This window comes from Sphingomonas sp., assembly GCF_031372575.1.
Classification (GTDB): domain Bacteria; phylum Pseudomonadota; class Alphaproteobacteria; order Sphingomonadales; family Sphingomonadaceae; genus Sphingomicrobium.
In genome coordinates, this window is the sequence record NZ_JANMLM010000058.1 from 124,705 (window position 1) to 146,193 (window position 21,489).

Annotated in this window: 21 protein-coding genes and 1 tRNA gene; 10 read left to right on the forward strand and 12 right to left on the reverse strand. The window is 65.5% G+C overall.

What is annotated here, in order from left to right; all coding sequences use genetic code 11:
* Positions 1-103: 103 nt before the first annotated feature.
* A tRNA-Gly gene (locus RMN73_RS05270) sits at positions 104-178 on the forward strand.
* A gap of 8 nt (positions 179-186) precedes the next feature.
* Here the strand turns inward: RMN73_RS05270 and RMN73_RS05275 are convergent.
* From RMN73_RS05275 to hemC, 5 genes are all read right to left on the reverse strand, one after another.
* Positions 187-597, reverse strand: a complete 411-nt coding sequence (locus tag RMN73_RS05275; protein ID WP_309602259.1) for a DUF6491 family protein — start codon at positions 595-597, stop codon at positions 187-189.
* A gap of 70 nt (positions 598-667) precedes the next feature.
* Complete coding sequence (locus RMN73_RS05280) at positions 668-1,768, reverse strand: serine hydrolase (RefSeq protein WP_309602260.1); 1,101 nt, start codon at positions 1,766-1,768, stop codon at positions 668-670.
* Positions 1,769-1,891: 123 nt separating this feature from the next.
* Complete coding sequence (locus RMN73_RS05285) at positions 1,892-2,680, reverse strand: hypothetical protein (protein ID WP_309602261.1); 789 nt, start codon at positions 2,678-2,680, stop codon at positions 1,892-1,894.
* The gene (locus RMN73_RS05290) at positions 2,680-3,330 is read right to left on the reverse strand and encodes a uroporphyrinogen-III synthase (protein WP_309602262.1); all 651 of its coding nucleotides are present in this window, start codon (positions 3,328-3,330) and stop codon (positions 2,680-2,682) included. Before RMN73_RS05290 ends, RMN73_RS05285 begins: the two co-directional genes overlap by 1 nt.
* Positions 3,327-4,232 (reverse strand): hydroxymethylbilane synthase, encoded by a 906-nt coding sequence (hemC, locus tag RMN73_RS05295; protein ID WP_309602263.1) that lies wholly within the window; start codon positions 4,230-4,232, stop codon positions 3,327-3,329. The genes RMN73_RS05290 and hemC overlap by 4 nt, the downstream gene beginning before the upstream one ends.
* Positions 4,233-4,280: 48 nt before the next feature.
* Here hemC and tsaD point away from each other — a divergent pair, with 48 nt between their 5' ends.
* The gene (tsaD, locus tag RMN73_RS05300; RefSeq protein ID WP_309602264.1) at positions 4,281-5,312 is read left to right on the forward strand and encodes a tRNA (adenosine(37)-N6)-threonylcarbamoyltransferase complex transferase subunit TsaD; all 1,032 of its coding nucleotides are present in this window, start codon (positions 4,281-4,283) and stop codon (positions 5,310-5,312) included.
* Positions 5,309-6,298, forward strand: coding sequence for an NAD(P)H-dependent glycerol-3-phosphate dehydrogenase (locus RMN73_RS05305; RefSeq protein ID WP_309602265.1), 990 nt, complete (start codon positions 5,309-5,311; stop codon positions 6,296-6,298). Before tsaD ends, RMN73_RS05305 begins: the two co-directional genes overlap by 4 nt.
* On the opposite strand, the gene RMN73_RS05310 is transcribed toward RMN73_RS05305, so the two are convergent.
* A complete protein-coding gene (locus RMN73_RS05310; protein WP_309602266.1) occupies positions 6,295-6,444 on the reverse strand; it encodes a DUF1674 domain-containing protein in 150 nt (49 codons plus the stop codon). The genes RMN73_RS05305 and RMN73_RS05310 overlap by 4 nt on opposite strands.
* A gap of 29 nt (positions 6,445-6,473) precedes the next feature.
* On the opposite strand from RMN73_RS05310, the gene RMN73_RS05315 reads away from it, so the two are divergent.
* The 4 genes from RMN73_RS05315 to purH are packed head-to-tail and all read left to right on the forward strand — an operon-like array spanning position 6,474 to position 11,684.
* Positions 6,474-7,766, forward strand: coding sequence for an RsmB/NOP family class I SAM-dependent RNA methyltransferase (locus tag RMN73_RS05315; protein ID WP_309602267.1), 1,293 nt, complete (start codon positions 6,474-6,476; stop codon positions 7,764-7,766).
* Between the two features lie 16 nt (positions 7,767-7,782).
* Positions 7,783-8,445: a ribulose-phosphate 3-epimerase gene (rpe, locus tag RMN73_RS05320; protein WP_309602268.1), complete on the forward strand. Its 663-nt coding sequence runs from the start codon at positions 7,783-7,785 to the stop codon at positions 8,443-8,445.
* Entirely contained in the window at positions 8,442-10,088 is a 1,647-nt protein-coding gene (locus RMN73_RS05325; protein WP_309602269.1) for a heparinase II/III family protein, read from the forward strand. The genes rpe and RMN73_RS05325 overlap by 4 nt, the downstream gene beginning before the upstream one ends.
* 9 nt (positions 10,089-10,097) lie before the next feature.
* A complete protein-coding gene (gene purH, locus RMN73_RS05330) occupies positions 10,098-11,684 on the forward strand; it encodes a bifunctional phosphoribosylaminoimidazolecarboxamide formyltransferase/IMP cyclohydrolase (protein WP_309602270.1) in 1,587 nt (528 codons plus the stop codon).
* Here purH and RMN73_RS05335 read toward each other — a convergent pair whose 3' ends face one another.
* Both RMN73_RS05335 and polA read right to left on the reverse strand, forming a co-directional pair.
* The gene (locus RMN73_RS05335) at positions 11,685-13,238 is read right to left on the reverse strand and encodes a lipopolysaccharide biosynthesis protein (protein ID WP_309602271.1); all 1,554 of its coding nucleotides are present in this window, start codon (positions 13,236-13,238) and stop codon (positions 11,685-11,687) included. It abuts the gene before it with no gap.
* Positions 13,235-16,039 carry a DNA polymerase I gene (polA, locus tag RMN73_RS05340; protein ID WP_309602272.1) on the reverse strand — a complete coding sequence of 935 codons (2,805 nt, stop codon included), beginning with the start codon at positions 16,037-16,039 and terminating at the stop codon, positions 13,235-13,237. Before polA ends, RMN73_RS05335 begins: the two co-directional genes overlap by 4 nt.
* Before the next feature lie 109 nt (positions 16,040-16,148).
* Here polA and RMN73_RS05345 point away from each other — a divergent pair, with 109 nt between their 5' ends.
* Positions 16,149-16,583 (forward strand): hypothetical protein, encoded by a 435-nt coding sequence (locus RMN73_RS05345; RefSeq protein ID WP_309602273.1) that lies wholly within the window; start codon positions 16,149-16,151, stop codon positions 16,581-16,583.
* Here RMN73_RS05345 and RMN73_RS05350 read toward each other — a convergent pair.
* Positions 16,580-17,284, reverse strand: coding sequence for a Crp/Fnr family transcriptional regulator (locus RMN73_RS05350; protein ID WP_309602274.1), 705 nt, complete (start codon positions 17,282-17,284; stop codon positions 16,580-16,582). The genes RMN73_RS05345 and RMN73_RS05350 overlap by 4 nt on opposite strands.
* A gap of 59 nt (positions 17,285-17,343) precedes the next feature.
* Here RMN73_RS05350 and RMN73_RS05355 point away from each other — a divergent pair, with 59 nt between their 5' ends.
* Complete coding sequence (locus RMN73_RS05355) at positions 17,344-17,523, forward strand: hypothetical protein (RefSeq protein WP_309602275.1); 180 nt, start codon at positions 17,344-17,346, stop codon at positions 17,521-17,523.
* Positions 17,524-17,544: 21 nt separating this feature from the next.
* On the opposite strand, the gene RMN73_RS05360 is transcribed toward RMN73_RS05355, so the two are convergent.
* From RMN73_RS05360 to RMN73_RS05370, 3 genes are all read right to left on the reverse strand, one after another.
* Positions 17,545-18,048 (reverse strand): DUF3833 domain-containing protein, encoded by a 504-nt coding sequence (locus tag RMN73_RS05360; RefSeq protein WP_309602276.1) that lies wholly within the window; start codon positions 18,046-18,048, stop codon positions 17,545-17,547.
* Between the two features lie 164 nt (positions 18,049-18,212).
* Complete coding sequence (gene nadB, locus RMN73_RS05365) at positions 18,213-19,793, reverse strand: L-aspartate oxidase (protein ID WP_309602320.1); 1,581 nt, start codon at positions 19,791-19,793, stop codon at positions 18,213-18,215.
* The gene (locus tag RMN73_RS05370; RefSeq protein WP_309602277.1) at positions 19,793-20,722 is read right to left on the reverse strand and encodes an ABC transporter ATP-binding protein; all 930 of its coding nucleotides are present in this window, start codon (positions 20,720-20,722) and stop codon (positions 19,793-19,795) included. The genes nadB and RMN73_RS05370 overlap by 1 nt, the downstream gene beginning before the upstream one ends.
* Before the next feature lie 97 nt (positions 20,723-20,819).
* Here RMN73_RS05370 and RMN73_RS05375 point away from each other — a divergent pair, with 97 nt between their 5' ends.
* Positions 20,820-21,341 carry a DUF4402 domain-containing protein gene (locus RMN73_RS05375; protein WP_309602278.1) on the forward strand — a complete coding sequence of 174 codons (522 nt, stop codon included), beginning with the start codon at positions 20,820-20,822 and terminating at the stop codon, positions 21,339-21,341.
* The last annotated feature ends 148 nt before the right edge of the window (positions 21,342-21,489 follow it).

The following is a 21,489-nucleotide window of genomic DNA, read 5'->3' on the forward strand; positions in this document are numbered from 1 at the left end:
TCGAGTTCGGGCCAAGAAAGGCGAAACCGGGTTGCCGACCTACAGGGCGGATGCTAAGCGCCCGCTCCACCCGACCGGCACATGTGCCTGGTCAAGCGTCAGAGCGGGCGTAGCTCAGGGGTAGAGCACAACCTTGCCAAGGTTGGGGTCGAGGGTTCGAATCCCTTCGCCCGCTCCAGCACTTCATCATTTTTTGCGCGTTGCCCTTAATGTGGCAACTTCGTCGGGCGTCAGCTTGCGGTTGGCGCGGACCGGGCAATAGGTTGGGCCGAGCGCGTCGGGAATGTAGATTTCCGCATCATAGCCCGAGCAGATGAACCCGCCGGCGCGCGCCCGAAGCGTGATCTGATGCTCGAAATCGAGCCGCCCGGCGCAATAGCTCAGCGTCTTGAGCTCATAATAATCGCGCGAATTGGTGTTGACGATGATCGTGTCGCCCGGCCCCTGGCGAAAACCGGTGACATTATTGGCGTAAAAGCATTGCCCGCCCGGCCGCGCCGCCGCCGTCGATTGCGCGCCTGTCGCGCCCGGCGTCTGGGCATAGGCATTGCACCCGGCAATCAGCGGCAGCGCAAGCAATGGCAGGATCATCTTCATCGGCTTGGTCCTTAGATCGTCCAGCTTGCCCAACGCATGGGCGCAAGCCCAAGTTGCGGCAAGCCCGGCCTCATCCCCCACGCTGCTGCTGATGCGCTGCGATCACCGCCTTGGTCACCGCTTGCATCATCCCCTGCGCCTGGCCGCCCGATCGGTTGGGAATGGTCATCAGCGCCATTGCATAGACCGTTCCGTCGGGTGCGGTGAGCAGGCCGATGTCGTTGATCCCGCCGATCCGGCCATTGAGCACCTGCCCGGTACCGGTCTTATGGTTCCACTTCCAGCCGGGCGCCAGCGCGGCGCGCACCCGTGCCTTGCCGGTCTTGGTCTGGCCCATCGTGCTAAGCATTCGCGCGGTCGAGGCGGGCGATAATAATTCACCGCGCTTCAGTCGGGCCAGCGCGCTTGCGACGGCATGCGGCGCCGCGCCGTCATAGGGATCGGACAGATAGCGATCGAATGACGCACGGCGGATCGGCATCGGCAAGGCCGAGCGCGCCTTGTAGAAGGCATCGCCGATTGAATAGCTCTGGCTCCACGTCAGCCCGGCGATCTTCGACTGAAGCGACCGCTCGCCATTGAAGAAGCGGATTGCGCCCAGCCCCTTGCGCTCGATCGTCGATCGCACCGCATCGGGCCCGCCGACCGAGCGCATCAATTTGTCGTTGGCCGTATTGTCGCTCTCGGTGATCGCGGTGAACATCAAGGCGCCAAGCGTGGTGGTGTGTCCGCCGCCGCGAATCTTGGCGGCCAGCGGCTGGTGGAACAAGGTCAGATCGTCGCGGTCCAGCGTCACCCGGTCATTCAGGCTCAATAGCCCGCGGTCGACCGCATCGAGCGTGGTGATCGCAACCCACAATTTGGAACAGCTTTGCTGCGGGAACAGGGTTCCGGCGTTATAATCGATCTGCCACCCTTCGCTCAAGTTGATGATCGCAATCCCCGCCCGGCCGTCGAAACTTCGGCCCAGCCGGTCGACCGTGTCGCGCAGCCCGTAGGGCGCGGGACGGTTCGCAAGGCTCGGCGGATATTGTCGGGGCAGTGGCGGCGCAGCGCGCGGTTGCGGCTGATCTTGTGGCTGCACTGGAAGCGGGGCGAGCGGGTCGCGGGGTTGCGCCACGGCCGCTGCGCCGCAAGCCATCGCTCCAACCGCGACCAATGCTCGACGCATTACTGACGTCATGACCCCATTTCCCCTCAAACCCTGATCCGATGATGATGATGCGCTTCGCTTGCTGAACGAAAGCTTCACGCGATGAGCCGAGTCGCAAAAGCGACGAATCGAAGCAGTCGCTTAACGCTCGCCGGTCAGCAATGCCGAGCTTTCAACTTCGTCGAGCGCGCGATGGGCCGCAACATAGCGTCTTGCCTTGGCGATCCACGGTGCCGCGCGCGCTGCGCCGGGCAGCCGCATCGTCTCCGTCAGCGCGACATCGACCTGCCCCTGCTCGAGCCGTGACAGCGCCCGGTCATACCGCGCCTCGGGCTTGGGCGACGGGGCATTGGCGCGCCGCACCGCGACAATCGACCCGAGCTCGCGCTTGAACCCCTGCCACAGTCCTTCGTCGGGCGCGCCGCGGCGAAGTTCGCCTTCGAGCGCGATATAATCATTGGTTAGTTCGTCGAGCGTCACCGGGCTTCGCGACGAAGTAATGATCGTCGCCACCGCGACCGGGCTTTGCCCGCCGAAGCGCTCGGCCAGCAATGTCTCGAGATAGCCCAATTGGACCCCGCGATCGACCGCGCGACGGCTGGCGAAGGCGACCAGCAGGGCATCGGCACGCCCGACCGATCCGGCCGTTCGCTGGGTAGAATTTTCGACATTGCGAAGCCGCGTCTCCAGCGCCGTGAATCGGTCGGCGGCCGCTGGATCGGGTGCGATGATCGCCACTGGTGCCGCAACCCGCGCCACTGGCTGCAAGGCCAATGCTGCGGGCGGTGTCGGCGCAACGCCAAGGAACCGCGCCCCGGCCTGCCAGCGCGACAATCCCCACACGCTCAGCCCGGCGCCGACCATCAGCAGCAGGATCACCCACGCCAAGGTCGCCACCCAATTCGTTCGTGCAGGGGTCGGAGCATTCATCAGCCGCGACTCTGCCACAGCGCCCCGGCAAGGGCCAGCAACGCGCCATCTTCCGGCGATTTGACCGCTTCGATCCCGCCCCATCCCGCGCCACACGCGGCCGCTGCCGCCGGGCTGATCGCGGCGATCATGATGCTGCTTCGTGCCGACACCAATTCGGCCAGCCGCGCCCCGGCGCGCGCGCTATGGACCATTGCCACCCCGCCCTGCAGCGCCGCGAGCGGCGGCGGCGGGTCGATCGCGCGGCTGTCATAGACCGCCACCGCGGGCACCCCGCTTATAGCCCGATGCGCCACCCCGGCGAGGTGCAACGGCCGACCATTTTGGGGGACCAGCGTGGCCAGCGCATTGGCCCCGGCCAACCCGACCCCGGCCACGGTCAGCCCGGCATCGCGCGCTGCTTCGGCGGTCGTCTCGCCCACGCAATAGGCCGGGAGGTGGCGCAGCTTGGTCAGCCCCGCGCCACCGTGCCGCACTGCATTGGCGCTGGTCAGCAGCAGCATATCGAATTCGCTCCCCTCGGGGATGTCCCATGCCATCGGCGCAATCTCGAATAACGGGATCGCAACCGCGTCGATCCCCACTGCCTTGGCCCGCGCCAGTGTCGCGCTTGCGCCGGGCTCGGGCCGCAGCACCACGACCTTGCTCATTCGAACAAGGCCCGCGTTGCAGCGCTCGCCCGGCCCAGCAAGTCGCGGCCCAGTGCGGCGGCGTCATCCTCGCTCTCGACAATCCGATCCTCGGTGATCCGCTCGCTCCCGTCGCCGCTCAAAATCTCGACCCGCAGCCGCACCCCGTCGGCGCCATTCTCGGCCAGCGCGGCGACCGGCGAATGACAGGTCCCGCCCAACGCCCGGGTAAACGCCCGCTCGATCGACACCGCGCGGTGAGTCGCACGATGATCGATCGCGGATAGAAAGGCGCGCACTTCGGTATCGTCAGCGCGGCATTCGATCCCGATCGCCGCCTGACCCGGCGCGGGCAACATCGCTTCGATCGGCACTGGCGCGCCTTCCTCGATCCCCAGCCGGTCGAGCCCGGCGGCGGCGAGCATGGTCGCATCGGCCTCGCCGCGCGAAATCTTGTCGAGCCGGGTCTGCACATTGCCGCGGATCGGCTCGATATGGAGGTCGGGGCGTAGCGCGAGCAATTGCGCGGCGCGGCGCGGCGACGACGTGCCGACGGTCGCGCCCTCGGGCAACGCCTCGATCGAGCGCGCGCCGATCAGGCGATCACGAACATCGGCCCGCTCCATCATCGCCGCAATGACCAACGCTGCCGGCCGGTCGCTTTCGACATCCTTCATCGAATGGACCGACAAATCGCTTTCGCCGCTGAGCAAGGCCAGGTCGAGCTCCTTGGTCCACAATGCTTTGCCGCCAACGTCGGCCAGTGGCCGGTCCTGGATCTTATCACCGCTAGTGCGGATGGCGCGGATGACCACCGTCCCCGTCGCCCAGCCATGCGCTGTCTCAAGCGCTGCCGCGACACTGCGCGCCTGCGCCAGCGCCAGTGGTGACCCGCGCGTTCCAAGGGTGATCAATCGTTGCATCGCGCCGCACTAGCCGAGGGCAAGCGGTTAAGGCAAAGGGGTAGGGTCATGCCGCTCATCCTCGGACTCGAATCGTCGTGCGACGATAGCGCGGTGGCGCTGGTCAGCGGTGACCGGCAGATCCTTGCGCAGGCGGTCGTCGGGCAGGATGACGCGCATCGCCCGTTCGGCGGCGTGGTGCCAGAAATTGCCGCGCGCGCGCATGTCGACATCCTCCCCGGCCTGATCCGCCAGGTGCTGGCCGAGGCTGACGTCGGCATCGGTGAAGTTGACGCCATCGCCGCCACCGCCGGTCCCGGCCTGATCGGCGGGGTGATGGTCGCCTTGCTCGCCGGCAAGGGCCTGTCGATCGCGCTGCGCAAGCCGTTGCTCGCGGTCAATCATCTCGAAGGCCATGCGCTGTCGCCGCGTCTCGTCGATCGCGATCTGGCTTTCCCCTATTTGTTGCTCCTCGCCAGCGGCGGCCATTGCCAATTGCTCGAAGTGCGCGGGGTCGGTGACTATCGGCGGTTGGCGACGACCATCGACGATGCCGCTGGCGAAGCGTTCGACAAGGCGGCAAAACTGCTTGGCCTTGGGTATCCAGGCGGACCGGCGATCGAGGCGCTGGCCCGCGACGGCGACCCCACAGCGGTCAAGCTCCCGCGTCCCTTGGTCGGCAGCGGCGAGCCTCATTTCTCCTTCGCCGGACTCAAAGGCGCGGTCCAGCGCGAGGTCGCGGGGGGCAAGCATCGCCCCGCCGATGTCGCTGCCAGCTTCCAGCAAGCGGTGATGGACTGCATGGTCGACCGCACCCGCGTGGCGATGGCCGCGACCGACGCACCGACCTTGGTCGTCGCGGGTGGGGTCGCCGCCAACGGCGCATTGCGCTCGGCACTTGGCGACTTGGCCAGTGCGGAAGGCCGAGCCTTCAGCGTTCCTCCGGCATGGCTGTGCACCGACAATGCGGCGATGATCGGCTGGGCCGGTGCTGAACGCTTGGCGTTGGGCATGATCGACGGGCTCGACGCTCCGGCGCGGGCGCGTTGGCCGCTCGACCAGATGGCAGAAAAAGTTCGCGGCGCGGGAGCGAAGGCATGAGTATTGAGAAAATAGCCGTGATTGGCGGCGGCGCGTGGGGCACCGCGCTGGCGCAGGTCGCTGCGGCGGGTGGTCGCGAAACCTTGCTGTGGGCGATCGAGGATGACGTCGTGGCGGCGATCAACAAGATCCACGAGAATCCGGTTTATCTGAAGGGCATCAAGCTCTCGAAGAACATCCGTGCGACCAGCAATTTCTCCGATCTGTCCAACGTCGATGCCTGGCTGGTGGTCACCCCCGCGCAGCATATGCGCGCTGTACTGATGCGCAGCCCATGCCCCAACATGCCGCTGATCCTGTGCTCGAAGGGGATTGAGGACAGCAGCGGCAAGATGCTCCATTTGGTCGCGCGCGATGTCTGCCCGACCTCGCCGGTCGCGGTGCTGTCGGGCCCGACCTTTGCGCATGAAGTCGCCGCCGGATTGCCGACCGCGGTCACGCTCGCCTGCGATGATCTTTCGCTGGCCGAAAAATTGCGCGACCGGATCGCGTTGCCGACGTTTCGCACCTATCTGACCGACGATGTTGCCGGCGCCGAAGTTGGGGGCGCGGTCAAGAATGTGCTCGCAATCGCTTGCGGCGTGGTCGAGGGCCGCAATCTCGGCCAGAATGCTCGCGCCGCTTTGATCGCGCGCGGGTTCGCCGAAATGACCCGTTTCGGCCTGGCGATGGGGGCCAAGCGGGAGACGCTCGCCGGCCTGTCGGGCCTTGGTGACCTCGTGCTCACTTGCTCCTCGACCGCAAGCCGCAATTTCTCGCTTGGCAAGGCGATCGGCGTGGGCAAGGACGCCGCCGCGTTGATGGAGGATCGCCGGACGGTGGCCGAAGGTGCATTCACCGCCCCGGTGCTCAAGCGCGTCGCCGATGCCGCCGGGGTCGAAATGCCGATCGTCACTGCGGTCGACGCGTTGCTCAAAGGTCAGGCGAGTGTCGAAGCGGTACTCGAAGCATTGCTGGCGCGGCCACCAAGGGCCGAAGCCCACTAGAAATCGTACGCGATTCCCTTTTTCTCCCAATCGCCATAGCGGGTCGGGTCGAGCGGTCCGCGATCATCGAGCCCCTCCTTCGGCGCCGGTACTGGCGGCGATGGGGCGAGATAGTCGGGCGGATCGAGTTTGGTCGGGCGTTTCACAAAGTCCAAGATGATGCGTAAGGGGGCCAATGCCAAGCCCCAACCCGATCAATCTTCCCGACGGCCTTGCCGCGCGCCGCGCCGCGTTGGTCATGCTCGATGCCGTCCTGCGCAAGGGCCAGACGCTTGACAGCGCCGCTTCGGCCGCCCGCGGATTGCCGTCAGCGGACGCCGCCCACGCCAGCGCAATCGCCGGTGAAACGCTTCGCCGTCTGCCCGATCTCGACGAGTTGATCGATAGTGCCACGCGCCAGCGCCTGCCCGACGATTCAAAGGCGCGGATGGTGCTTCGCCTCTCGCTTGCCCAGAAGATCGGGCTCGACACGCCGGACCACGCGATCGTCGCCACCGCGCTGCCGCTCGTCGACGGCGGCCCGCGTCGGCTGGTCCACGGAGTCCTCGGTACCTTGCTCCGGCGCGGCCTCGGCGAGGTTGAACCGCCACGCCTGCCGCCAGAGGTCGAGCAGCGCTGGGCCGCCGCCTGGGGCGACGCCGTGGTTCACGCCGCGCGCGCTGCCATCGCCCAGCGTCCGCCGCTCGATCTCAGCTTCGCCAGCAACGAGGTCTGCGCGGCCTACGAACTCGGCATCAGCCTCGCCCCGCGCCACCGCCGCCTCGACACAGCGGGCCGAATCGAGTCGCTCCCCGGCTTCGGCGATGGCAGCTGGTGGGTGCAGGATCTTGCCGCCTCGCTTCCCGCGCGGCTCATCCCCGCCACCGCGACCCGCGTCCTCGACCTGTGCGCCGCGCCCGGCGGCAAGACTATGCAGCTCGCCGCTGCCGGTCATGATGTCACCGCGCTCGACAAGTCGAAAAGTCGTCTCGCACGACTGGCCGACAATCTCGCGCGCACCGGCCTGACCGCGAAAACAATCGTCGCCGACGCGCTCAACTTCACCCCTCCCGAACCGTTCGACGCAGTCCTGCTCGACGCGCCTTGCTCGTCGACCGGCACCTTCCGCCGCCATCCCGAAGTTCTCTACCGCGCGCGCCCGTCGGTGATCGCCGAGCTGACCGAACTCCAGACCAACCTGCTCGCCAAAGCGGCGACCTTCGTCCGCCCCGGCGGCACCATCGTCTATGCGGTGTGCAGCCTCGAGCTGCAGGAAGGCGAAGCGATCGTCGCTGCGTTCCTTGCGGCCAACTCCGGCTTCGCAATCTCACCGCCGCAACCCGGCGAACTCCCCGACGCCGTGACGTCATCGCCAGACGGCCGGGTCCGCATCCTCCCCGGCATGCTGACCGATGTCGGCGGGCTCGACGGCTTCTTCGTTGCCAGACTTCTTGCACCTGCCAAACGCCTTGTCGCCGCTGCCAAATGAAGGCAAATCACCGGCCATGACCATGCCGTTCATCTCGCCGTCGATCCTGTCCGCCGATTTCGCCAAATTGGGGGAGGAAGTACGCGCCATCGATTCCGCCGGGGCCGACTGGATCCACATCGACGTGATGGACGGCCATTATGTTCCCAATCTTACCATCGGCCCGGCCGTCGTTAAGGCGATCCGACCGCACACGACCAAGCATTTCGACGTTCATTTGATGATTTCGCCGGTCGATCATTTCCTCGATGCCTTTGCCGAAGCCGGGGCCGACACGATCACCGTCCATCCTGAGGCCGGGCCGCACATCCACCGCTCGCTCCAGCACATTCGGTCGCTTGGCAAGAAAGCCGGCGTCTCGCTCAACCCCGGCACCCCGGCGAAGATGCTCGATTATCTGATCGAGGAGGTCGACCTCGTCCTCGTGATGAGCGTCAATCCCGGCTTCGGCGGGCAGAAGTTCATCACCAGCCAGTTGAAAAAGATCGAATCGATTGCCCAGATGGTCGCCAAGCGCGGGCTCGATGTGGTGATCGAGGTGGACGGCGGGATCGACCGCGAAACCGCGCCATTGGCGATCTCCGCCGGGGCCACCGCGCTGGTCGCCGGAACCGCCGTGTTCCGCGACGGCCCGGCCCAATACGCCGCCAACATCGCCGCGCTTCGAGGAGCGGGATGAGTCCGGCCAAGCCGAGCGATATCGTCGGCAAACTCGCGCGCGGATCGATCTGGTCGCGACTGACCGGTTCAAGCAAAAAGCCACTTCGCCTCACCGCCGTCCCGCGCGATCATGTACTCGGCGATCGCGCGCGGGGCGATGCCTTGCTCGCTGGCCGTTTCATCCTCGGCGACGAGATGATCTCGCTCGCCGATCTCGACTTTGCCACACTCGGTGCAACCGGCCCGCTCGCCACCGCTTTTCAGGGCTTTGCGTGGTTGCGCGATCTCGCTGCTGCCGCCGGGCGCGACCGCGGGGCCAAGCTGGCCGAGGCGATGGCCGGCCGTTGGCTGGTCGCGCATGGCACCCGCGTCGACGAAGCCTGGGCACCGGCCTTGTGGGGCGAGCGCATCCTGTTCTGGACCGCTTATGCGCCCTACATGCTGTCGAGCCGCGACACCGGCTATCGCTCGGCGTTGCTCAACACCCTCGCGCGCGGCGCTCGTCACCTCGACGCCAATGCCGACCGCGCCGCGCCCGGACTCGATCGCATTACTGCCTGGTCGGGGGCGCTTGCCGCCGCCTTGCTGATCCAGGGCGGTGCACCGCGCGTGGCCCGCGCCGAGGCCGGACTGATGCGCGCGCTCGCCGCCGCGCAGTTCGAGGATGGCGGGCTGATGAGCCGCTCACCCCACGACCAGATCCTGCTGGTTGATCGCCTCGGCCTGCTCCGCGCGGCCTATTTCGCTGCCAAGCAGACGCTTCCCGACACGCTCGAATCGGCCGCCGCCGCCGCGCTTGCCGCGCTCCACGGGGTGACGATGGGCGATGGCGCGCTGTCGAGCTGGCAGGGCGGCAACGCCGGCGATCCCGCGCGCATCGCAGCTCTGGTCGAAGGCTGCGGCCTCCGCGCCCGCCCGCTGCGGGCGGCGCGCGGTTGGGGCTATCAGCGCCTGTCCGCGCTCGGCACGATCATCGTCATCGACGCCGCCCCGCCGCCGCCCGGGCGGATGGCGCCGCTCGGCACCGCCTCGACCCTGGCGTTCGAACTGAGCGACGGGGCGCAGCGCCTGGTGGTCAATTGCGGCGGCCCCGGCCCGGTCCCGAGCGAGCTTCCCGCCGAGCTGATCCTCGCCTTGCGGACCACCGGCGCGCATTCGACACTCAATTTGAATGACAGCAATTCGACCGCGATCCTCGACGATGGCGCTTTGGGCAAGGGCGTGGATGATGTCGTGATCAACCGCGCTGAGGACAATGATTCAAGCCGCCTCGACGCGTCGCACGACGGCTATGTTCGCGGCTTCGGCCTGCTCCATGAACGCTCGATGATCCTCGGCAATGACGGCAAGGAAGTTCGCGGCCAGGACAAATTGACCCCCAAGGGCCGCAAGAAGATCAAGGCTGACGTGCCTTATGCAATCCGCTTCCACTTGGCGCCGGGGGTCGAGGCCACGCCGACCGCCGACGGCATGGGCGCGATCCTCCGCGCGGCCGGTTCGCCGCCGTGGAACTTCCGCTGCCGCGGCGCGATGCTGGCGATTGAGGAAAGCCTCTATGTTGACCATCGCGGAGTCCCGCTGACGACCCAGCAACTGGTCGTGGTCGGCGAGGTTTCAGCATTGGGCGGGACCATCGCCTGGCAATTCCGCCGCTCGAGTTAAAGGACCATAATGACCGACCTCGTCCCCGTCCGCCGCGCGCTCATCTCGCTGTCTGACAAGACCGGCCTCGACGCGCTCGCTGCTGGCCTCTCCAACGCAGGGGTCGAACTGGTCTCGACCGGCGGCACTGCCAAAGCGCTGCGTGAGCTCGGCCATGACGTGCGCGACGTCGCCGATTTGACCGGCTTCCCCGAAATGATGGACGGCCGGGTCAAGACCTTGCACCCGATGGTCCACGGCGGTCTGCTCGCGGTGCGCGATAATCCCGAGCATATGGCCGCGATGGACTCACATAATATCGGCGCGATCGACCTCGTAGTGGTCAATCTTTACCCGTTCGAGCAGACCGTGATGAGCGGCGCGGACCGCGACACGATCATCGAGAATATCGACATTGGCGGCCCGTCGATGGTCCGCTCGGCGGCCAAGAATCACGCCTTTGTCGCAATCGTCACTGACCCGGCTGATTATCCCGAATTGCTTGCCCAGATCGACGCTGGCGGCACTACTTTGGCCTTCCGCAAATCGCTTGCCGCCAAGGCCTACGCCCGCACCGCCGCTTATGATTCAATGATCGCCAGCTGGTTCGCCTTCGCCGATCAGGGGCAGGCCTATCCGGCGTCGCGCTTCATTGTTGGCACCAAGGCGATGGACCTGCGCTACGGTGAAAATCCGCATCAAAAGGCCGCGCTCTATTTTCCGATGGGCCCCGCCACCCCGGGCGTCGCGCAGGCGCAGCAGGTGCAGGGCAAGGAACTCAGCTACAACAATCTCAACGACGCCAATGCCGCGATCGAACTGGTCGCCGAATTCCGCGATGGCCCGCCGACTGTGGTGATCGTCAAGCACGCCAACCCGTGCGGGGTCGCGACCGGCGAGACGTTGCTCGACGCGTGGACCAATGCCCTGCAGTGCGACAGCGTCTCGGCGTTCGGCGGGATTGTCGCGGTCAACCGCCCGCTCGACGGCGCGACGGCTGAGGCAATCTGCGCGATTTTCACCGAGGTCGTCGTCGCCCCCGATGCCGATGATGACGCCAAGGCGGCATTCGCGCGCAAAAAGAATTTGCGCCTCCTGCTCACCGGCAGCTTGCCCGATCCGCACCGTGGCGGGCAGAGCGTCGCGGTCATCGCCGGCGGGCTGCTGCTGCAGGATCGCGATAATGGCCATGTCACCCAAGACCAGCTCAAGCTGGTCACCAAGCGCGCGCTGACGCCAAGCGAAATGGCCGACTGCCTGTTCGCCTGGACCATCGCCAAGCACGTCAAGTCCAACGCCATCGTCTACGCCAGGGACGGGGTCACGGCGGGTATTGGCGCGGGCCAGATGAACCGTCGCGATTCGGCCCGCATCGCCGCGATCAAGGCGCGTGAGGCGGCCGAATTATACGGCTGGTCCGAACCGCGCACAGTCGGTTCAGCGGTCGCGTCGGACGCCTTCTTCCCGTTCGCCGATGGCCTGCTCACCGCCGCCGAAGCCGGTGCCACCGCCGTCATCCAGCCCGGCGGTTCGATGCGCGACGAAGAGGTTATTGCCGCTGCGGATGAAGCGGGATTGGCGATGGTCTTCACCGGCATGCGCCACTTCAGGCACTGATCAGGCGATATCCTTGTCCGCCTCGGCCGACGCTGCCAGATCGTCGATGTCGGCTTTGCGCATCTTGAACAATTCGCGATCCTCGGGCCCGAACCCACGCGTCCAGATGACATAACCGAACACCCCCAGGATCAAGGGTATCCCGATCAGCAATTGCGCCAGCGGCGTCAAATACAGCCGCACCGGAATGCCCACAGCAAGCCCCGCCGCAATCGCCAGGATCAGCGCCCAGCGCCAGCCCGACACCCGCTGCCCGATGGTGCGGCCCAGCAATCGCGACTTGGCGATCGATGCGAATGCCAGCGCGACGCACAGTGCCGCCGCCGGGCCGGTCGCCTGCCACGCCACGGGCCAGTCGACCTCGCGCATCGCGATGATGAACATTGCGCTCAGCGCTGCTTCCAGTGCCAGCATCATCAGGCTGATGATCATGTTGCGGTGGCGCGCGACATAGATCAGCGCCGCTTCGCTCACCACGGCGGTTGCGGCCACCACCTCGGCGGCGAGCAGGAAGGCCAACGTCCCGGTACCGATGGTGAAGTCCGCGCCGACCAGCGCCATCACTGCATGCCCCGGAAGGGCCAACGCCAGGGCAATCCCGGCCTGCGCAGCGAGGATCCAGAAGCCGACCTGGCGCACTTGCCGGCCGACCGCCGCTTTGTCGCCGGCGGCGAGGTTGCGCGCGATTACCGGCCCCAGCACCGGTTCGAAGCTGGTCTTCAGCTTGGCCGGCAGCGACGCGACCTGCTGCGCAACGTAATAGACCCCGACGAATTGCGGGCTGAGGAACAGGCCGAGCACCGCAATGTCGATCCGGCGCGAGCCCCATTCGACCGCGTCGGCGGCGGCGAGCGGCATGTTGCGCCGCGCGGTCCGCCAACTGCCCGGCAAGTCGGGCCGCCAGCCGTGGGGAATCCCGAACTGGCGGATCAGCGGCACCAGTGACGCGATCAGCGCCGCGATCATCGAGATGACATAAGCGATGATCAGGCCGTCGCGCAGCGACCAATATGACCAGACGAAGGCGATGATGCTGATCGTCCACGGCTCGACCACCGATCGCGCGCGCACTGTCGCCCCGACATTGTTGTGATAGGCCAGCGCCGCGAGCGAAATGTCGGTCCACGAAATCGCCAGCACCGTCACCGGCAGCAACCATTCCAGCCCGTGAATTTCGCTGTTGGGGAACATTGCCTGGGGGAAGCTGCCCAGGATCAGCATCCCGATGGTCGATCCGACCAGCGCCGTCATCAATGCGTCGGCGACGATGTTGGCGTGCGGCCGGTCATTCTTGGCGAGTTGCTGGGCAAGCCCGCGCTTCAAGCCCAGGCTGGCCAATTGCGCCGCCAATTCGACGATGATCACCGCATAAGCGAACCGCCCGAGCGCCGACGCACCGTAAATCTGCCCGGCGATGAACAGGAATGGCAAGCGCGCGATCAGCCGCATGACGAAGCCGAGGAAGTTCAGCCGCCCGCCGCGCGCCAGCGTCGCCAGGTCAGCCGATGGTGCTACTGGCGCTATCGCTGCCTGTGTTCCCCCCGTCTCGCTCAATGCGCCGCGCCCCAATGTTCGCCCCAGCCGACGTCGACGTCGAGCGGGACGTTGAGCGTGAGCGCTGGCTCGGCCGCGCCCGACATCACGGCGCGGACCACCGCGGCGGCGGCTTCTTCCTTGCCCAGTGGCACTTCGAACACCAGTTCGTCATGCACTTGCAGCAGCATCCGCACGTCGCTCAGGCCCGCCTCGGCAAGCGCCGCATCCATCCGGTTCATCGCTCGCTTGATGAGGTCGGCGCTGGTCCCCTGGATCGGCGCATTGACCGCCGCGCGCTCGGCCCCGGCACGGAACGTCGGGTTGCTGGCGCGGATGTTGTGGAAGTGCGTCCGCCGCCCGAACAGGGTCTGGGTGAAGCCATGCTCGCGAACGAAGCTGAGCGTATCGTTGATGTAGCTCTGGATACCCGGAAAGCGCTCGAAGTAACGCGCGATGATCGCCTTGCCTTCGTCGCGCTCGACCCCCAGCCGCCCGGCCAGCCCCCATGCCGAAATGCCGTAGAGGATGGCAAAATTGACCGTCTTCGCCCGCCCGCGCGTGTCGCGGTCGACCGTCCCGAACAGCTCGAGCGCGGTCATGTTGTGAATATCCTCGCCGGCCGCGAATGCCGCCTTCAATTGCGGCACGTCGGCCATGTGCGCCGCCAGCCGCAATTCGATCTGGCTGTAATCCGCGCTCATCAGCACATGCCCCGGTTCGGCGACGAAGGCATCGCGAATCTGTCGCCCAAGTTCGGTGCGGATCGGGATGTTTTGCAGGTTCGGCTCGGTCGAGCTTAGCCGACCGGTCTGCGCGCCCGACAGGCTGTAACTGGTGTGGACGCGGTGGGTGTCGGGGTTGATCTGCGCCTGCAACGCGTCGGTGTAGGTCGATTTCAGCTTCGACAATTGCCGCCAGTCGAGCACCAGTTGCGCTACCGGCACGCCCTCGGCGGCGAGCCGCTCGAGCTCGGTCACGTCGGTCGAATATTGGCCGCTTTTGCCCTTGCGCCCGCCCTTCAGCCCCAGCCGGTCGAACAATACCGCGCCCAATTGCTGCGGCGATCCGATCGTGAACGTCCCTTGCGCCGCCTCGTAAACCTGCTCTTCCAGCTTGGCGATTTCGACCGCGAACGTCCCCGACAGCTTCGCCAGATACGCGCGATCGACCTTGATCCCGCGCATTTCCATCCGCGCCACCGACCGAACCAATGGCCGGTCGACCATCTGGTAGACGCCGGTAACCCCCTCGGCCGTCATCCGCGGCTTCAATCGCTGCCATAGGCGCAGACAGATGTCGGCATCCTCGGCGGCATATTCGGTCGCGGCGTCCAGCGGCACCTTGTCGAAACTGATCTGTTTTTGCCCGGTGCCGCACACCGATTTGAACGAAATACATTCATGCCCGAAATGCGTCTTGGCCAGTTCGTCGAGCCCATGCCCCGATCGGCCCGCATCAAGGTCAAAACTCATCACCAGAGTATCGTCGTAGGGCGCGATTTGGATGCCGTGCTTGGCAAACATCACCCAATCGAACTTGAGGTTGTGCGCGATCTTGAGGACGGCCGGGTCTTCCAGCAGCAGTTTGAGCTTCGCCAGCACCACGGCCATCGCCAGCTGCGTCGGCGCCTCGGAAAACATGTCCCCGCCGCCAAGCCCATGCCCGATCGGAATGTAACACGCCTTGTTTGGCGCGGTCGCCAGGCTGATCCCGACCAGCCGCGCCACCACGCAATCGATGCAGTCGGTCTCGGTATCGATCGCGACAAACCCCTGATGCCGCGCCTCGACGATCCACGCGTCGAGCGCGTCGACGCTCGTCACCGTCTCATACTTGGTCCGGTCGACGACAATCTTCTCCGCCCCGGCAGGCGCTGGTGGCGGTGACGTCATGACGGCAGCCACATTCCCGGCATTCGCCCCGCCACTTTGTCCGCCAACCATCCGCGCGAGCAACGTCTTGAATCCCTGATCCTCGAGGAATTCGCGCAATGGCTCGGGCGGGATGCCGGTCAGCACCAGATCCTCGAGCGGCTCGGGCAACGGATGCTCGCACACCAATCGCACCAGCTCGCGGCTCAACCTTGCCATGTCGGCCTGCTCAATCAGGCTCGCCTGCATCTTTGACGGCTTCATCGTCGGCGCCGCGGCCAGCGCGCCTTCGAGCGTCCCGTGATCCTGGATCAATTTGGTCGCGGTCTTGGGCCCGATTCCGCGAATGCCCGGAATATTGTCGACCGCATCGCCCATCAGCGCCAGCACATCGCCGACCAGTTCGGGCGGCACGCCGAATTTCTCGATGACCTGGTCGCGCCCGATCCGCCGGTCGTTCATCGTGTCGAGCATGTCGATCTGCCCGTCCCCGTCGATCAGCTGCATCAGATCCTTGTCGCTGCTGACGATCGTCACCTTCCACCCCTGCTTCAGCGCGGCGGTGACGTAGCAGGCGATGATGTCGTCGGCCTCGAGCCCCTCTTCCTCGATGCACGGGATCGAGAAAGCGCGCGTCGCTGTGCGGATCATCGGGAATTGCGGGACCAAATCTTCGGGCGGCGGCGGCCGGTTGGCCTTATACTGATCATAGAGCTGGTTGCGGTGGGTGATGCTCGACGCATCCAATATCACCGCCATGTGGGTCGGCCCGTCGGCCTTGTTGAGCCCGTCGGCCAGCTTCCACAGCATCGCGGTGTAGCCATAAACCGCCCCCGCCGGCTGGCCATGGCGATTGGTCAGCGGCGGCAGCCGGTGGTACGCCCGAAAGATATAGCTCGACCCGTCGACCAGATAGAGGTGGGGCTGGGGTGGCGAAGGATCGGTCATCAGCCGACCGCTCTAGCAGGCCAGCCGGTCATTTCCAGCGTTTGACCGATGTCAAAGCGGATCGCGGCAGATGCGCCTAGCCACAGCTCCAGCAACAAGGAGTTTCGCCATGACCGCTCGTCTCGACAAACAAATGCTGGCCCGGACTGCAAATCTGGTCGCCGCTCCGGTCGCACCAGCCACGCCGCGCGCCTGCACCGATCGCGGGTTCGAACTTCCGACCGCGCTTTATGTCGCGACGATCGGATCTTACCTCGCCTTTCTGGCGATCATGGCGGTCGGTTTCCAGAGCCGTGATATGCTGCTGCCGATGGTCATTTTCACCGTCTACATCGCGATGCTGTTCGGGGTTCCGACGCTGTGGGCCCGGATGCAACCCGAGACCGCGACTCCGCCGCTAACGCTGCGCGCCTTCTGGGATCATGGCATCCACACCTACACCGGCCATAACCGGGCAGGGGCCGCCGCGACCCAGGTCCTGCTGCTCCCGGTAATGGTACTCTTGTGGGGCATCGCCGTGGTCGTGATCGCCGCGACGGTCTAGTCCGCCAACGCCCGAAGCCGCGCGGCGTCCTTTATCCGGATGCCGCGCGCGCCGTCGCGGACGATCGCCCCGTCCCGCTCCAGCGCGGTCAGCTGGCGGCTTACCGTCTCGATCGTCAGCCCGAGCAAGCCGGCCATCTCCCCCCGACTCAACGGCAGGTCGAATGCCTCGGCTGGGTGGCAGGGCGAATGGCTCGCCGCATCGGCCATCGCCAGCAGGAACCCAGCCACCCGCGCCTTGGAACTGCGCCGCGCCTGCAACTCGACCAGCGAACGCGCCTCGAACAAATCCTCGCCCGACCGGCGCAGCAATGCCTTGGCCAGCGCCGGGAAGCGGTCGACTGCGGCTTCATATTGGTCGCGGTTGAACAGGCATAATTCGCTGTCCGCCAGCGCCACCACATCATGATGCGCGATCGCGGTGAACATCTCCCCGACGAACCCGGCGGGGTGGACCAGGCTTAGGATCCGCTCGGTCCCGTCTGCGCCATACGAAGCGATCTTTAACGCCCCGCTGATCAATGTCGCGCAGCTGCCATTGTCCTCGCCGGCCGCGAAAATAGCCTCGCCCTTGCGCAAGGTTCGCCGCCGCCCGATCCGCGCCAGCTCCCTGCGTTCCGCGCCCGACAAGGCCGCGCACGCCGCACGCTCGCGCACCGCGCAGGTGGCGCAGTCCAGCCGGTCGGTGGTTGGTGTCAGCATGCCCTTGTTCTAGCAGCCCCGCCGCGCCACACCAATGTCGGTTCAAGCAGGAGACGATCATGGCCGAAAAATTCCAGCGCCACCGCCAGCCGTGGACCCACGACGAAATCCAGAAACTCCATTTGCTCGCGGGCAAGGCGATGAGTCTTAAGGCGATCTCGAAAGCGATGACGCGAAGCGAGGAATCGATCCAGGCCCGGGCGAAGGCCGACGGGCTGAAAGTGAGCAAGTTGCGGTAGCTGAGAGATAGCTTCGGTCGGTCAGTCGTCGGTCTTGGTAATCGTCCCGTCGGAGCTGGCAACGGTAATTCCAAACTTGCGCACCGTGACCAAGTTGCGCGCCGATTTCCAGTCGGGCTGCGGCGCCAGCCATTGCTCGACCGACAAATTGTCCTTCATCTTGAAGCGGAATCGGAAGCGCCCGGCAATCTCGTCCACCGTCACTGGCCCCTTCGCCTCGGACATAGTGCCGACAAAGCGGCCGGGGCCGACCTGGCGGATTCGCCAATGCCGATCGTGGGTCGGCTGGCCCTGCTCTTCGACCCGCTGGAATAGTTCGAGGATCCCGGACGGCGTGATTTTGCCACGACCGATGCTGCGCATCTTGTACGGCGCTTTCATGATCACCTTGACCAGCCCGACGCTCTCAGTCCGCCCCTCGAAAAACCGCAGCGCATTGCCCGAAGTTTCCGCGCTCGCCGGACCAGCGGCGAGGGCAGCGCCGACCAGAACGATCAGGAAAGATCGATTAGCGGTGGATTTCATTCTGTCAGCGATAGCGGCCCGCAACGCGACTGTTAAGCCCGCAGCCCGCTTTGGCGAACTCGCAAGCGAGGCAATCACTCCCGGCGTAAGAACCGCGAGACAAGGCTGCCGTCGAAAACAGGCCAAATGGTCGTCAAGTTAAGTCTTTTGCGACCTTTGACGCTTTACGGCACCAGCACCGTGTCCACTGCCTCGGCCGCCAAGTCGGGATAATCGAGCGTATAATGCAGCCCGCGGCTCTCGTGCCGGACAAGCGCGGAGCGGATGATCAAATCGGCCACCTCCACCAAATTGCGCAGCTCGATCAGATCGGGCGTCACGCGGAAGTTGCGGTAATAATCCTTCACTTCCTCGCGCAGCAAATCGATGCGGTGCTTGGCGCGCTCCAATCGCTTGGTGCTGCGGACGATGCCGACGAAATTCCACATGAAGCGGCGGATTTCGCCCCAGCATTGCTGGATCACCACTTCCTCGTCGCTGTCGGTCACCCGGCTCGCGTCCCACGCGCGGATCGCCGGCGGCGCGGGCAATTCGTCCCAAGACCTGAGGATATGCCGCGCCGCCGCCTCGCCGAACACGAAGCATTCGAGCAAGGAGTTGGACGCCAGCCGGTTGGCCCCGTGCAACCCCGACTGTGTCACTTCGCCAGCCGCATATAGTCCGGGTGCATCGGTCCGCCCGTCCAAATCGACCAGCACCCCGCCGCAGGTATAATGCTGCGCCGGGACAACCGGGATCGGCTGGGTGGTGATGTCGATGCCGAGGCCGAGCAATTTTTCGTAAATATTGGGGAAATGCCCCTTCACGAACTCGGCCGGCTGGTGGCTGATGTCGAGGTGGACGAAGTCGAGCCCGTCGCGCTTGATCTCATGGTCGATCGCCCGCGCCACGATATCGCGCGGGGCAAGCTCGGCGCGCTCGTCGTAATCTGGCATGAAGCGGTGGCCGGTTTCGGGATGCTTGAGCAATCCTCCTTCGCCGCGTACCGCCTCGGTGATGAGGAAATTCTTGACCTCCAGATTATACAGGCAGGTCGGGTGGAATTGCATGAATTCCATGTTGCTGATGCGGCAGCCCGCGCGCCACGCCATCGCGATCCCATCCCCCGTCGCGCCGCGCGGTGCGGTTGAATAAAGATAGGCGCGGCCCGCCCCGCCGGTGGCCAGGATCGTCGCCCGCGCGGTCAAGGTTTCGACTTCGCCGCTGACCCGGTTGAATGCGTATAGCCCATGCACCGCGCCCGAGGTGCTAAACTCGTCAGCATGGCGTCCGGTGGCGAAATCGATCGCGACATGATCGGGCAGGATGGTGATGTTGGGGTTGGCGATGGCGGCGGCTTCGAGCGCCTGCTGGATCGCCCAGCCGGTGGCGTCGGCGACATGCACGATCCGCCGGTGGCTAAGCCCGCCCTCGCGAGTCAAATGCCAGCCGTCACCATCGTCGTCGAGGTTGAACGGAACCCCAAGCTCGGCCAGCCGTGCGATCGCGGCCGGCGCACCGCCGACGACATGCTCGACCACCGCGCGATTGTTGAGCCCCGCCCCGGCGATCATCGTGTCCTCGACATGCGCGTCGAAACTGTCGCCTTCCTCGAGCACTGCGGCGATCCCGCCCTGCGCCCATTCGGTCGCCCCGCCGCCCAATCTGCCCTTGGCCAGCACCGCCACCTTGCGCGTACGCGCCAGCGTCAGCGCCGCGGTCAGCCCCGCCGCGCCGGAGCCGATGATGAGGACGTCAGTCTCGATCACGCATTCGCCTCCCGGGTCAGGCTGAGGAACACATCTTCCAAGTCGGGATCGCGGGTCGAGACATCGACGATCCCCAGCCCGTCGGCTTGCAATGCCGCGAGCACTTGGCCTGCATTGACCTGGTCCTTGCGATACGTGATCTCGATCGTTCGTGGCCCGGTCAGTTCGGTACGGTCGAAGAATGGCGCGATCGGCACATGCTCGATGTCGCGATCAACCTCGACTACCACCGCTTTGTCCTGTGCCTTGGCGATCAACTGCTTGGTCGGCTCATTGGCGATCAATTTGCCATGATTGATGATCGCAATCCGGTCGCACAATTGCTCGGCTTCCTCGAGGTAATGCGTCGTCAGCACGACCGTCACGCCCTGCTGGTTGAGCTGGCGAACATAATCCCACAATTGCTGGCGAAGCTCGATGTCGACCCCCGCGGTCGGCTCGTCGAGCACCAGCACGGGGGGCGAATGGACCATCGCCTTGGCCACCAGCAGCCGCCGTTTCATCCCCCCCGAAAGGGTGCGTGCATACGCATCGGCCTTGTCGGTCAGGCGCACTGCGGCGAGCAGCTGATCGGTGATCCGGTCGGCTTTCTTGATGCCATACATTCCGGCCTGAATCTCCAGCGCCTCGCGCGGGGTGAAGAACGGGTCGAACAAAATCTCCTGCGGGACGATCCCGATCGCGCGCTTGGCGTTGCGCGGATGCTCATCGATGTCGAACCCCCACACGTTCGCGCTGCCGCCGGTCTTGACCACCATCCCGGCAAGGATGTTGATCAACGTCGACTTGCCCGCGCCATTGGGCCCGAGCAGCCCAAAGATCTGCCCGCGCGGGACATCGAACGATACGTCGTCGAGCGCGAGCTTGCCCCCGGCATAGGTTTTGGACAGGGAATCAATGCGGATCGCGGCTTGGGTGTTGGACATGGGGGCGACATAGCCGCGCATCGGGCGCACGCAAAGGCGCGGCGTGGTAAGCGCACCGTTAACCTTGCATCAGCATTTCGCGCTTAGTGCCATTGGGATGTTCCAGCGACTTCCTTGTACCGCATTTGGCGTGCTTGCGGCTGCTCTATTGCTCGCCATCGCCACGCCGGCAATTGCCGCGACCGCGCCGGGCTCGGCCAATCTCAATCTCTTCAAGCCGTTGCAGCTGGCCAAGACCACTGACATGGATTTTGGCTCTTCATTCCCGCCTGCAACGGGCACCGGGACGATCAGGCTCGACCCCAACGGCGGCGCAACCGTTTATGCCGGGGCCACCGCCGCCGGTGCCGCGCCGACCAGCCGCGCCGTGTTTACCGGCACCGCGACTCGCCTGTCATTGGTGTTCCTCCAATATCCCGCCGGTTCGGTGACGCTGACCCGCGTTGGCGGCACCGAAACGCTCATCGCCAGCAATTTCACCATCGACAGCGCCGGGGTGCTGCGGATCGTCGGCACGACCCCTTACGCGATCGGCATCGGCGCGACCCTGTCAGTGCCCTCGACTGCGGTCGATGGCAGTTACCTGGGAACGTTCACGGTGACGGCAAATTATTTCTAAACCGCGACCCGGCGAAGGCGTCGAGGCCGTCGCTTGCCCGCTCGATGATCCACAAACAGGGTAAACTTTCCGCCAACCCTATTCCTTGAAGGCGTGTTCAGCCGCGCTCGTCATAAGCCGCCCTGCACTTTCATCGTGTAGGGAACCA